General features: G+C 71.3%; 12 protein-coding genes. 8 read left to right on the top strand and 4 right to left on the bottom strand.

All coding sequences use genetic code 11. The features are described 5' to 3' along the window. Positions 1 to 99 precede the first annotated feature (99 nt). Together SLINC_RS19820 and purU are read left to right on the top strand one after the other, a co-directional pair. Positions 100 to 600: an SCO4402 family protein gene (locus SLINC_RS19820; protein ID WP_079164615.1), complete on the top strand. Its 501-nt coding sequence runs from the start codon at positions 100 to 102 to the stop codon at positions 598 to 600. 98 nt (positions 601 to 698) lie between these two features. Then, positions 699 to 1,577 carry a formyltetrahydrofolate deformylase gene (gene purU, locus SLINC_RS19815; RefSeq protein WP_067434707.1) on the top strand — a complete coding sequence of 293 codons (879 nt, stop codon included), beginning with the start codon at positions 699 to 701 and terminating at the stop codon, positions 1,575 to 1,577. 171 nt (positions 1,578 to 1,748) lie between these two features. Here the strand turns inward: purU and SLINC_RS19810 are convergent, their stop codons facing one another. Together SLINC_RS19810 and SLINC_RS19805 are read right to left on the bottom strand one after the other, a co-directional pair. Continuing rightward, positions 1,749 to 3,173 (bottom strand): zf-HC2 domain-containing protein, encoded by a 1,425-nt coding sequence (locus tag SLINC_RS19810; protein ID WP_067434704.1) that lies wholly within the window; start codon positions 3,171 to 3,173, stop codon positions 1,749 to 1,751. After that, entirely contained in the window at positions 3,170 to 3,751 is a 582-nt protein-coding gene (locus SLINC_RS19805; protein WP_067434700.1) for a sigma-70 family RNA polymerase sigma factor, read from the bottom strand. Before SLINC_RS19805 ends, SLINC_RS19810 begins: the two co-directional genes overlap by 4 nt. Before the next feature lie 366 nt (positions 3,752 to 4,117). On the opposite strand from SLINC_RS19805, the gene SLINC_RS19800 reads away from it, so the two are divergent. Further along, a complete protein-coding gene (locus tag SLINC_RS19800) occupies positions 4,118 to 4,498 on the top strand; it encodes an STAS domain-containing protein (protein ID WP_067434697.1) in 381 nt (126 codons plus the stop codon). Positions 4,499 to 4,675: 177 nt separating this feature from the next. Then, entirely contained in the window at positions 4,676 to 5,188 is a 513-nt protein-coding gene (locus SLINC_RS19795; protein WP_067434695.1) for an EF-hand domain-containing protein, read from the top strand. Positions 5,189 to 5,205: 17 nt separating this feature from the next. On the opposite strand, the gene SLINC_RS19790 is transcribed toward SLINC_RS19795, so the two are convergent. Further along, positions 5,206 to 6,708, bottom strand: coding sequence for a class I adenylate-forming enzyme family protein (locus SLINC_RS19790; protein ID WP_067434692.1), 1,503 nt, complete (start codon positions 6,706 to 6,708; stop codon positions 5,206 to 5,208). A gap of 151 nt (positions 6,709 to 6,859) precedes the next feature. Here SLINC_RS19790 and SLINC_RS19785 point away from each other — a divergent pair, with 151 nt between their 5' ends. The 4 genes from SLINC_RS19785 (at position 6,860) to SLINC_RS19770 (ending at position 11,121) form a co-directional block, all read left to right on the top strand. Continuing rightward, entirely contained in the window at positions 6,860 to 8,053 is a 1,194-nt protein-coding gene (locus SLINC_RS19785) for an amidohydrolase family protein (protein WP_067434689.1), read from the top strand. A gap of 7 nt (positions 8,054 to 8,060) precedes the next feature. Beyond that, complete coding sequence (locus SLINC_RS19780; protein ID WP_067434688.1) at positions 8,061 to 9,194, top strand: acyl-CoA dehydrogenase family protein; 1,134 nt, start codon at positions 8,061 to 8,063, stop codon at positions 9,192 to 9,194. Positions 9,195 to 9,196: 2 nt separating this feature from the next. Then, on the top strand, positions 9,197 to 10,129 hold the full coding sequence (locus SLINC_RS19775) for an acyl-CoA dehydrogenase family protein (RefSeq protein ID WP_067434687.1): 933 nt from the start codon (positions 9,197 to 9,199) through the stop codon (positions 10,127 to 10,129). 515 nt (positions 10,130 to 10,644) lie between these two features. After that, a complete protein-coding gene (locus SLINC_RS19770) occupies positions 10,645 to 11,121 on the top strand; it encodes an ATP-binding protein (RefSeq protein ID WP_107406637.1) in 477 nt (158 codons plus the stop codon). Positions 11,122 to 11,535: 414 nt separating this feature from the next. On the opposite strand, the gene SLINC_RS19765 is transcribed toward SLINC_RS19770, so the two are convergent. After that, entirely contained in the window at positions 11,536 to 12,462 is a 927-nt protein-coding gene (locus SLINC_RS19765; RefSeq protein WP_067434681.1) for a cyclase family protein, read from the bottom strand. Between the last annotated feature and the right edge of the window lie 54 nt (positions 12,463 to 12,516).

Below are 12,516 nucleotides of genomic sequence, written 5' to 3'. Positions count from 1 at the left end.
CACATCGCTAACCCGAGAGTGACTCTTGGTTGTCGACCGGTGACGTGAAGGTGAACAGAGGGGGGTCGGGGGACCTCCGAGGAGGGGAACGTACGATCGATGACCGTGCAAGGTTCGGAGAACTCTTCCCGTCGCAGCCGTCGCTCGTCCACCATGGGCGGCATGCCACTCAACGACATGCCGTGGTGGCGCTGGCGCAGCAATGTGCGCTCCGCGCTGCACATGCTCTCCGACCCCGTGTTCCAGCGGGACGTCTGGCTGGCGGGCGCGGACGGGTACGGAGACGTGACCGACGCGGTGTACCGCCTGGTCGAGGACACCTGGCTGGACAACTGGTCCGCCGAGAAGTACGTCGGCACGATCTTCCGGGACTCCCAGGAGGCGGCCCTCGTCGACACCGCCGTCCTGCGCGTGCTGCGGATCATGCACCAGGTCGGTCCCGACGCCCCGGTCTCCGCCTACATGGACCACCAGGGCTGGCCGGACGCGGTCCGGGCGGCACGGGACGCGCACGTACGGATGGCCACGGCCGACGCCGAGGACCCGGACGCGCCCCCGCGCACGCTGGAGGTGCTGCACATCATGACGCGCTCCGCGTAGTGGCGTGTTCCGGTCGGTGGCGTGTTCCGAGTGGTTTGAGGTCCGCGTGGCGAGACGGCGGACCGGTGGGGGTGGCGTGATATGCGACCCTGTCCTGCATGAACGAGCAGTCCGGTCAAGCCGCCGCCTCCGACCAGTACGTCCTCACTCTCGCCTGTCCCGACAAGCAGGGCATCGTGCACGCCGTGTCGAGCTACCTCTTCATGACCGGCTGCAACATCGAGGACAGTCAGCAGTTCGGCGACCACGACACGGGACTGTTCTTCATGCGCGTCCACTTCTCGGCGGAGGCGCCGGTGACGGTGGACAAACTCCGGGCCAGTTTCACGGCGATCGGTGACGCCTTCCACATGGACTGGCAGATCCACCGGGTCGAGGACCGGATGCGGATCGTCCTCATGGTCAGCAAGTTCGGCCACTGCCTGAACGACCTGCTCTTCCGCGCCCGCATCGGGGCGCTGCCGGTGGAGATCGCCGCGGTGGTGTCCAACCACACCGACTACGCCGAGCTCGTGAAGTCCTACGACATCCCCTTCCACCACATTCCGGTCACGAAGGACACGAAGGCCGAGGCGGAGGCGCGGCTGCTGGAACTCGTGCGGGAGCAGGGCGTCGAGCTGGTCGTGCTCGCCCGGTACATGCAGGTGCTCTCCGACGAACTGTGCAAGCAGCTCAGCGGGCGGATCATCAACATCCACCACTCGTTCCTGCCGAGCTTCAAGGGCGCGAAGCCGTACCACCAGGCGCATGCGCGGGGTGTGAAGCTGATCGGGGCGACGGCGCATTACGTGACCGCGGATCTCGACGAGGGGCCGATCATCGAGCAGGAGGTCGAGCGGGTGGCGCACGACGTCGCGCCGGACCAGCTCGTGGCGATCGGGCGGGATGTCGAGTGCCAGGCGCTGGCGCGGGCCGTGAAGTGGCATGCGGAGCGGCGGATTCTGTTGAACGGGCGGCGGACGGTTGTGTTCGCCTAGGAGCTCGGGGGTTCTTGTCGTAGGGCGGCTGCGGGTTGGTGGGGGCTGGTCGCGCAGTTCCCCGCGCCCCTGGAAAGGCAACGGTGCCTGTCAAGGGGCGCGGGGAACTGCGCGAGCAACCACGAACAACCCGCAGCCGCCGACGAACCCGCAACCCGCCCCTACATCCGGCTACATCCGGCTCAACGACGCCGCCGCGAACAGTACGTCCCGGATCGCGTCCCGATCCCCCTGCTGACCCGCCGCCGCTTCCTCCGGTGACACATGACCCGCGGCGAGATGGCAGAACTCCACCCCGTCCAGCGCGACGTGCGCGACCTCGTGCTCGGCGGAGCCCACCGCGCCGGGGGAGTCGAGGGGGATGAGCCAGGTGCCGCCGCCGTGGCCCTCGATCTCCAGGCGGAGGCTGCGGCCGGGCTCGCCGGCGGGGACGAGGTGGCGGCCCGCGGCCGGTGAGGCGAGGCCGCTGTGGCGGCGCACCGCGAGGACGGTGGGCAGCATGCGGGCCGCGAGGTCGATCATGCGGTTGAGGTGGCGGGCGGAGGGCGCGGCGTACGGGTAGTCGACCGCCTCGGCGATGTCCTCCGCGTGGACCCAGCACTCGAAGGCGCGGTCGAGCATCGCGTCGTGCAACGGCAGCTCGAAGTCCCCGTAGGAGACGGCCAGCCGGCCGGTGGTGCCGCCCGTGAAGGAGACCGTGCGCACCAGGTCGTGGCTCTGCTCGCGCCAGGGCGCGCGGACGGAACGGGTGGGCGGGTAGTGGGAGGCGCGCCAGTACGCCTCGGTGCGCGCGGCGGGCGTCGGTGCCCCGGCGGCGTCGCCCAGCGGGTCGTCGAGACCGAGGGCGACCGCGACCAGGCCGTCGACCGTCAGCAGGTGGGCGATGACCCCGGCGACCGTCGTGCGGCGGCTGGACTGGCGCTCGCCCTCGAACCAGCGCAGGCGGACCGGCGCGTGCCACTCGGCGTCGCCGAAGTCCTGGAGCAGCGCGTCGAGGCGGGCGGTCTCCGCGTCGTACGGCGTCGCCCACCCGGGCACCGGGATGCGTGGCGGGCGCCGGTCCAGGCAGCTGTCCAGGACGCGGGTGCGCAGGCCGGGGTCCAGGTCGAGGCTCTCCGGGCGCTGGAGCAGGCCGACCGCCTCCCGCAGCCGCAGCGCCTCGTCCGCGCAGCTTCCGCAGTCGCCGAGGTGTTCCTCGACGGCGAGCGTCTCCTCCGGCGAGCAGGCGGCCAGTGCCCAGGCCCCGAGGAGTGCCTTCAGGACGGGGTGCTCCAGGACGAGCGGGGCCGGTGGCGGTGCCAGGTCGCCCAGCTCCTCCAGGGTGGGCAGCGGGCGCCCGCCGTCCTCGACGGAGGCGCGGGGCATGGGTATGCGGGGCGGGCGGTGCGGGTCCGGGTCGGAGTCGGGGGAGTCGCCGTTGCCGGGGTCGTCCGGACCGCCGGGACCGGCGGCGTCGCCCTGGCCGCCGGAGCCGTCGTGACCCTCCCCGGTGTCCTTGGCTTCGGGATCCCCGAGGTCCCCGGGGTTCTCGGGATCCGTCGGGTCCTCGGGCTCGTCCGGGCCGTCGTACGCCTCGAAGCGGCCGGCTCCGCTCACGCCGCACCCCCGTATCCGGGCGGTGCCCCGGGGGCCGCGCTGTCGTGGGCCGTGGCCAGCAGTTGCAGGCCGAGGCGGAGGCGGCGGCGGGCCTCGTCCTCGGTGACGCCGAGGTCGGCGGCGGTCTGGCGGTAGTCGCGGCGCTGGAAGTAGGCCAGCTCCAGGGCGGCGCGCAGCGGGACGGGCATGGACTGGACGATGTAGTCGGCGCGGGCGGCGACCGAGGCGTGGCGGACCTTCAGCTCCAGGTCCTCGGTGGAGCCGTGGCCCTCCTGGGCCAGCGCGGCGGTCTCGGTGGCGCGCAGCCGCTGCACGGCGAGGCGGTGGGTGAGGGTGGCCACCCAGGAGCGCAGGGGGCCCTGCTTGGGGTCGTAGGCGTCGGGGTGTTCCCAGACGTGGACGAAGACCTCGCGGGTGATGCCGTCGGCGGCGCGCTCGTCCCCGAGCACGCGGTGGGCCAGCCCGTGCACGAGGGAGGCGAACCGGTCGTAGAGCTCGCCGAGGGCGGCCGCCTCACCGCGTGCGAGTCGCTGCTGCATCTTGCGGTCCCAGCGGGGCGGTGCGTCCTTCTTCGCCATGCGGCCCCCTCACCCTGCCCGTGTCCCCGTCAAGCCTGCGCCCACCGTCTCCTCGAATGTAGTCGGCACCTCTCACGGCGCACGCCCCTTTGTGGCAATGTGCGCCCCCGGAGAGGCCGTGGGTGGTAGTGGACCTTCGTCCGCGCTTTCTCTTCCCTTCCTCTTTCTTCCTCCGCCCGCCCTGCGGCGTGCCTACCCGCTCGCGCGGCGATCAGACACGATCGAACAGGATCGAAGGCGACCAGAACAAGCCTCTTTCGATCGATTTCTGTTTCTGGGCCGGTGTTTCAGGGAACGGCCGCTGGGCAGCCGCGCTGCAAGGAAGCGTAAGAAGCGCTTCCGTTTGCTTTCCGGCGAGCGAAGGGCATGGTGGTGGTGTTCAATGTGACCGGCGAGGGGCAGGGCCAGTGGGCCGTGCTCCAGGTGTCGGGCGAGCTGGATCTGGTGACGTCACCCGCGCTGCGGCAACGGGTGCACGACGCCGTGGCCGAGGGCCGCCACAGCATCGTCCTGGACCTCTCCGAGGTGTTCTTCTGCGATTCCAGCGGCGTCGGCGTGCTCATCGCCGCCCGCCGTCTGATCCGCTCCTGCCAGGGCAGGTTGCGCCTGATACTCCCGGCCAACGGCGCCGTGGACGGCTCGCACGTCAACCGGGTGCTGGCCGCCCTGGGCGTCCGCCGCCTGTTCGACGTCCACCCGGACCTGGACTCGGCCGTCCGGGAGGACGTGGACCCCCTGTCGGCGTGACCCCCTGTCGGAATGACCGCAGCCGGCGTGACATCGCTCACCACCACTGCCACATCGTTGTCCCGAAATTCCCCCGGTCTTGGCACAACCGCAGCTTTCGCCCGCTCGAAGGCCCCCTCCCGTCGTACGCTCCGTGCCAGATACACCCCGACGTGACGTAAGGCGGCCCGAAGAGACATGGTCAGCAGCGAGTACGAGGGCAGGATCGCCGCCCGGTTCGCCATCTTCGACCAGGACGGCAACGGCTACATCGACCGCGCGGACTTCAACACGGCGGCCAAGGCGCTGCTGGACGAGTTCGGTACGGCGGCCCGCTCCGACAAGGGCCAGGCCCTGTACATCGGCGCGGAGGCGTTCTGGCAGGGCATGGCCGGCATAGCGGACCGGGACGGTGACCAGCGGATCACCCGGGAGGAGTTCGTGGGCGGCGCGGTCAAGCGCCTGCGCGACAACCCCGACCGGTTCGCCGAGATCGCCCGCCCCTTCCTGCACGCGGCCCTGGCCGTGGCGGACGGCGACGAGGACGGCCGGGCCACCGTCGAGGACACCGTGCGGGTGATCAAGGCCCTCGGCGCGGAGGAGGAGGCCGCCCGGACGGCCGCCACCGCCCTCGACGCGGACACCGACGGCAGGATCGGCGAGACGGAGATCGTGACCGCCTTCGCCCGCTTCTTCACCGTTCCCGAGTGACCGTCCCTGGGTGACCGTCAGCTCCCCGAGAAGCGTTCGCGCAGCTTGTACTTGAGCACCTTGCGCAGCGTCTCGCCCCGCGGAAGGGCGTCCACGACCTCCAGCCGCTCCGGCAGCTTGTGCGTCGACAGCCCTTCCGCGCGCAGATACGACGTCACCGCCTCCAAGGTCAGCTCCCCGGCGCCCGGCGGCTGTTCCACCACCGCGCACACCAGCTCACCGCGCTCGGTGTCCGGCAGCCCGATCACCGCCACGTCGCCGACCAGCGGGTGCCCGTGCAGCAGGTCCTCGATCTCCTGTGCCGAGACGTTCTCGCCCTTGCGGATGATCACGTCCTTCAGCCGCCCGGTGAGCACCAGATGCCCGCTGTCCGTCAGCCGCCCGAGGTCCCCGGTGCGCAGGAACCCCTCCTCGTCGAAGGCCGCCGCGGTCTGCGCCGGATCCAGATACCCCTGACAGACGGCCTCCCCCCGCAGCCGCACCTCCCCGTCCACGATCCGTATCTCCATCCCCTCCGGCGGCCGCCCCTCCGTCGTCGCCAGCATCTCCGCGCTGTCGTCCGGCGCCCCCATCGTGATCATCGGCACCTCGGTCATGCCGTATCCGTGGGTGAGCTGTACGCCCATCTCCCGTACGACGGCGTGGTGGAGCTCCGGCGGCTTGGGAGCCCCACCGCCCGCGAGCAGCCGTAACGTGGGGACGACCTTCCGGTCCGGCCGCTTGCGCTGTTCGGCCAGGAACATCGAGTAGAACGCCGTCGACCCGCCCGCGATCGTCACCCCGTGCCGGCGGAAGCCCTCCAGCGCGCCCGGCAGTGCGAACTGCTCGAACAGCACCGCGGGGAAGCCGTAGAGCAGCATCATCACCAGGTAGTCCGGGCCGCCGATGTGGGCGTAGGGGAAGGCGATCGAGCCGACGTCGGCGGCGGTCGGGCGCAGGGCGTGGGCGAGGCAGGAGCCGCCCGCGATCAGGGAGCGGTCGGTGTGCAGGACGCCCTTGGGGTCGGAGGTGGTGCCGGAGGTCCAGTAGATCCAGCGGACCGGGCGGCCGTCGGCGGGCGGGGCGGGGAGCATCCGCGGGTCCGCGTCGGGGAGCCGGTCGTAGGCCTCGAAGACGCCCTTGGCGCCCAGGCGGTGGGCCATCCCGGTGTGGTCGAAGCCGCGCCACTCGCCCGGTACGGCGAAGTACTCCGCCTTGGACTCGCGCAGCGCGAAGGCGACCTCGCGGTCCCGATAGAAGGGGATGACCGGGGTCTGCACGGCGCCCAGACGGGCCAGCGCGCAGGAGAGCAGGACCGTCTCGATACGGGTGGGCAGCTGCCAGGCGACCACCGTGCCGGGGCGCACGCCGAGGTCGTACAGGCCGGCCGCGACCCGTTCGGCGCGGTCCCGCAGCTCTCCGAAGCCCAGCGCCCGGTCGCCCTGGAGGAGGACCGGACGGTCGGGGGTGAGGTCGGCGCGGGCGGTGACCAGGTCCCAGAGGGTGCGGGAGGTGCTGAGCGCGTGCGCGGTGTCGTTCACGGCGGGGCCCCCTGTATAGCTGACGGGCAGTCAGATAGTGGCCAGAGCGTAGGGCTCGGCGCCTTGTCGGTCCAGGGGCCTGGCACTAGCCTGCTTGTGACGGTAGATCTGACGGTCCATCAGATATCGGTACGGCCGAGTGGGGGGACCCATGACCGAACTGCCCCGCATCATCAGCGTCGACGACCACGTGATCGAGCCCGCGCACCTCTTCGAGACCTGGCTGCCGAAGAAGTACCGGGAGCGCGGCCCGCGGCCCCTCACCGCCGGGATCGGTGAACTCGCCTACGTGGGCGGCAAGTACCGGATCACGATGGACCCGGACGGCCAGCCGACCGACTGGTGGATCTACGAGGACCTGAAGTTCCCGTACAAGCGCAACATCGCCGCCGTCGGCTTCGACCGCGACGAGATGACGCTGGAGGGCATCACCCGTGAGGAGATGCGGCCGGGCTGCTGGGACCCCGTCGAGCGGCTCAAGGACATGGACCTCAACCACGTCGAGGCCTCCCTCTGCTTCCCCTCCTTCCCCCGCTTCTGCGGACAGACCTTCGCCGAGGCGCACGACAAGGAGGTCGCGCTCGCCTGTGTGCGCGCCTACAACGACTGGATGGTCGAGGAGTGGTGCGCCGGCAGCGGCGGCCGTCTCATCCCGCTCTGTCTGATCCCGCTATGGGACGTCGGCCTCGCCGTGGCGGAGATCCGGCGCAACGCCGCCCGCGGGGTGAAGGCGGTGACCTTCTCCGAGATCCCCACCCACCTGGGCCTGCCGTCGATCCACTCCGGCTACTGGGACCCGTTCTTCGCCGTCTGCCAGGAGACCGGCACGGTCGTCAACATGCACATCGGCTCGTCGTCCCAGATGCCGGCCGCCTCCCCGGACGCCCCGCCCGCCGTCCAGGCCTCGCTGTCCTTCAACAACGCGATGGCCTCGATGATGGACTTCCTCTTCAGCGGCGTCCTGGTGAAGTTCCCGCGCCTCACCCTCGCCTACTCCGAGGGCCAGATGGGCTGGGTGCCGTACGCCCTGGAACGCGCCGACGACGTCTGGGCGGAGCACCGCGCCTGGGGCGGCGTCCGCGACACGATCCCGGAGCCGCCGTCGACGTACTACTACCGCCAGATCTTCTGCTGCTTCTTCCGCGACAAGCACGGGGTGGCGTCCCTGGACGTCGTGGGACGCGACAACGCCACTTTCGAGACCGACTACCCGCACGTCGACTCGACCTTCCCGCACACCAAGGAGGTCGCCCTCGACCACGTCAAGGGCCTCGACGACGAGACGGTCTACAAGCTGATGCGGGGCAACGCGATCCGCATGCTCGACCTGGACTTCGACCGGTAGCGACGCGATGGACCTGTCGGACACGCCCGAGGAGGAGGAGTTCCGGGCGCGGCTGCGGGAGTGGCTCGCCAAGGCGCTCCCCACACTGCCGCCCAAACCGTCCCCCGAGGACTGGCCCGCCCGCCGCGCCTACGACCTCGGCTGGCAGCGGACGCTCCACGACGCCGGGTACGGGCAGGTGCACTGGGACGCCTCCCCGACCACCCGGCTGATCTTCCTGGAGGAGACCGAGAGGGCGGGCGCCCCTTATGTGGGCGCCGGATTCGTCGGACTGCTGCACGCCGGCCCGACCATCGCCGCCGAGGGCACGGACGAGCAGCAGGCCCGCTGGCTGCCGCCGATCCTGCGCGGCGAGGAGGCCTGGTGCCAGGGCTTCAGCGAACCGGACGCCGGATCCGACCTCGCGTCGCTGCGCACGCGCGCGTGGCGCGACGGGGACACGTACGTCGTGAGTGGCTCCAAGATCTGGACCTCCCACGCCGAAGTCGCCGACTGGTGCGAGCTGTTGGTGCGCACCGATCCGACGGCGGTGAAGCACCGGGGCATCACCTGGCTGGCGATGCCCATGTCCACGCCGGGCATCACGGTCCGGCCGCTGCGCACCCTCGCCGGGTCGGCCGAGTTCGCCGAGGTGTTCCTCGACGAGGTCCGCGTCCCGGTCGCCAACCGGGTCGGCGAGGAGAACGACGGCTGGCGCGTCACCATGGTCACCCTCTCCTTCGAACGCGGTACGGCCTTCGTCGGCGAGGTGGTGGCCTGCCGGCGCGTGCTCGGCGAACTCGCCCGCACGGCACGGGAGAACGGCCGCTGGGACGACCCCGTCCTGCGCCGCCGCCTCGGCCGCCTCAACGCCGAGTTCCGCGCCCTGTGGCGGCTCACCCAGTGGAACGTCAGCGAGGCCGAACAGACGGGCGGCGTACCGGGCGTCGGGGGGTCGGTCTTCAAGCTCCGGTACTCGCACGCACGGCAGGAGCTCTACGACGCCGCCGCCGAGGTCCTCGGGCCCCGCTCCCTCGACCTCGACGGCCCCTGGACCCTCGACCGGCTGTCCTCGCTGTCGTACACCATCGCCGCCGGCACCTCGCAGATCCAGCGGAACATCGTGGCCGAGCGGATCCTCGGCCTGCCGAAGGGGCCGTGACGATGCGTTTCCGACTCACCGGCGACCAGCGGGCGTTGCGGGATTCCGTACGGCAGCTGCTGGCCCGTCGCTTCGACGGCGAGGCGCTGCGGGCGGCCGTGGCGGAACCCGGGCTGGACCGTGCGCTGTGGCGGGACCTCGGCGAGCTGGGGTTCTTCGCGCTGCGGCTGCCCGAGGCCGACGGCGGGGTCGGACTCGGCCTGCCGGAGGCGGTGTTGGCCTTCGAGGAGACGGGCCGCGCGCTGCTGCCGGGCCCACTGGTGGCCACCCACCTCGCGGCGGGCACGGTACCGGGGGCGGCCACGGGGGAGACGGTCGTGGCGGCCGTCGACGGGGAGCTGGTGGAGTGGCTGGAGGAGGCGGACGTGGTGTGCGGGGTGGGGGGTGACGGGAGTGTCCGAGGTGATGGTGGTGCGTATGGTGCCGATGGTGTTCCCGGCGCCCCTGGTGTCGCGGAGGCCGTGCCGCTGCGGTCCGTCGATCCGCTGACGCCGCTGCACTCGGTGTCCCGCCGAAGGGCCGCGGATCCCGTCGCCGTCCTCCTCACCGCCGCCGAACAACTGGGCACGGCCGGGCGTGTGTGCGAGCTCGCGGTGCAACACGCGCGGGCGCGAGAGCAGTTCGGACGGCCGGTCGGGGCCTTCCAGGCCGTCAAGCATCTGTGCGCCGACATGCTGGTGCGGACGGAGCTGGCCCGCGCGGCGGTGTACGCCGCCGCCGTCACCGCCGGCCGGGCCGACATCGCGGCGGCCCGGCTGCTCGCCGACGAGGCCGCCGTCCGCGGCGCCCGGGACTGCCTCCAGGTGCACGGCGGCATGGGGTTCACCTGGGAGAGCGAGGTGCACCTGCACCTCAAGCGGGCGTGGGTGCGGGCGCAACGTGGCGGCGCGAACACGGAGAGTGAGGAAGTCCTCGCGGGTGATCTGCTGTCCTGACCCACCGTCAGGGCCACTGGACTGCGATACCGGGGGGTCGGCCCGAAAGCGTGTCGCGGATTGTGGCATACCGGAATTACGGAGCGTTGATACCGGGTTGTGTCCTAGGCGTGACTCGTCGCGCCCCGGGGAGGCGGGCGGGCTCCGGTACCTTGTGTGGGATGCGAGTGGTTCCGAGCACGAGCCGTGCCGGTGTTGCCCCTGGGGTGGCTCCGGATCCGGCGGTGCGCGCCGCTGTTCGCGGGGTGGGAAGCCGTCGGGTTCCCACCTGTTCGACCCTTGGCGACGAGCGTCGCACAGTATCGCGCACGGGTACTCCTTCGCGCTGGAATATGCCCGAAGCGCTTGTTGGCGTGACTTTCCGTCAACCATGCTGTCTCACAAGGGACTCACGTTCCGTGACCCCGGCCCCGGCCGCTCCCCCGGCCGTTGTTCTGGTCATGCAAAAAATGGCTACGATCGTGGCCCTCGTGAGGCGCGAGGCTATGTGTCCGCCGGTTCGGATGGTGTGAGCGGTGCAGGTGCTTCAAGTGCAGCTGGAGATCCGGCCCGACCCCGCGGAGGTGGGGCGGGCCCGGAGCTGGGCCCGCTCGCGGCTCGCCGGGTCCGGAATAGGGTCCGACGATCCGCTCGCCGAGACGCTGATCCTGCTCGTCTCCGAGCTGGTCACCAACGCCGTGGTGCACACCGGCCGTCCGGCCGTGCTGCGGCTCAGTCTGCCGCGGGTGGTCGCGGAGTCGGCCACCGTCCGCCTAGAGGTCGCCGACCACAGCGACCGGGCCCCGGTGCCGCGCTGCGTCGACGGTGACCAGACGGGCGGCCGGGGGCTCGCCCTCGTCGACGGCCTCGCCGACCGCTGGGGCTGGAGCCCCGAGGGCAACGGCAAGCGCATCTGGTGTGAACTGGACCGGTGCGAGGACTCCGGCGAGCGCGCCACGATCTGCGTCGGTGACGCCTCCGCGTACGAAGGGCTGGCCTTCGAGGTCGTGTGACCGGCGCACGGCCTTCCGGGAGCGTGCCCATCTCCCGGGCCTCGCGGTGGCCTGGCAGCGGCCTGGCGCGCGGTCGCAGAAAGCGCTGTTGACCTGAGGTCGGCGGAGGGTCCGTGCGCCGGACATGCTTCCGTGCGCGCCTCCGGGAAACCGTGCATAAGTAATAAATCCCCGAACGGGTGTTGACGTCGCGTGACCGTTTGATCACGCTGGTGGTCAGCGATTCGCCGCGAGGGGACGACGAGGGCTTCGGTGACGGAGGCCCTCGGCGAGTGTGGGTCGTGATTCGGCGTCAGGCTCCCTCGGGGCCGAGAGGGGTTGGGGCGGGTACGCCGGAAGTGGTCGGTGGTGCGTCGTGCCGGGCTCGGGGCGAGCAGGGCGCACCGCCGCCCCGACCTGCCCGTGCGGGGCCGCTCACAGCAGGGCGACCGGAGCCACCGGCGTGCCGGTCGCCCCGACGAACGGCTCGGGCATCGCCGACAGCAGGAAGCTGTAGCGGCCAACTTCTCCACAGGCTGTGGACAACTTTTCGAGATTCCAGTTCTGGCCCTGGAGCATGCCCATCTCCACGAGGTGCAGCGCGTGCACGGGCAGCCACAGATCCTCGATCTCGGGCGGGAAGATCTCGAAGGTCAGCGTGTCGTTCGCGACCGCGGCGACATCCCGCGCGTGGAACCACTCCGGGGTACGGATGGACAGCCCCGGTGACGGATGGCCGTACGCCTCCCTCTTGCCGGCCAGATACACCTGCACCTGCCCGGTCCGTACGAGCACGATGTCACCGGCGCGCACCCGGGTGCCGGCGAGTTCCTCGGCCGCGTCCAGATCCTCCGGGGTGACGGCGTGCGCGCCGTCCAGGCGGTCGGTGCCGAGGGCGCGGGCCACGTCCAGGAGCACGCCCCGCGAGACGATGTGCCGTGCCTTGTCGATGCCGCTGAACTCGGCGCCGGTGTGCGGGGTGATGGTGGCGGCGGGGCGGCCGTTGTAGAGCAGGCCCGAGTGCGAGACATGGGTGAGCGCGTCCCAGTGGGTGGCCGCCTGGAGCCCCATCGTCACGGCGTCGTCGCTGCACGCCACCGCCCCCGGGCCGAAGATCTCCTGGTTGATCTGCGTCATCGCGTGCAGGGGGTTGACCCGCCCCGGGATCAGCCCGGTCTGCACGCCGTCGTGCCGCAGCGGCAGGGCGAGGGGGACACGGAGCCCCGTGCGGACCTCGGCCGCGGCCCGGCGTACCACCTCGTCGGTGATCAGGTTGAGCGTGCCGATCTCGTCCTCCGACCCCCAACGGCCCCAGTTGTTCACGCGCTTGGCGATGTCGTGGAACGCGGCGGGCAGTGACATGGGGCCCTCCCGGGGCTTGTGTCCTGCGGTCTGACGGGTCATAAAATCTAACGG

The organism is Streptomyces lincolnensis, assembly GCF_001685355.1.
Taxonomy (GTDB): Bacteria; Actinomycetota; Actinomycetes; order Streptomycetales; family Streptomycetaceae; genus Streptomyces; species Streptomyces lincolnensis.
Note: the sequence above shows the minus strand (reverse complement) of the source record. Positions and strands in the feature narration are given on the sequence as shown.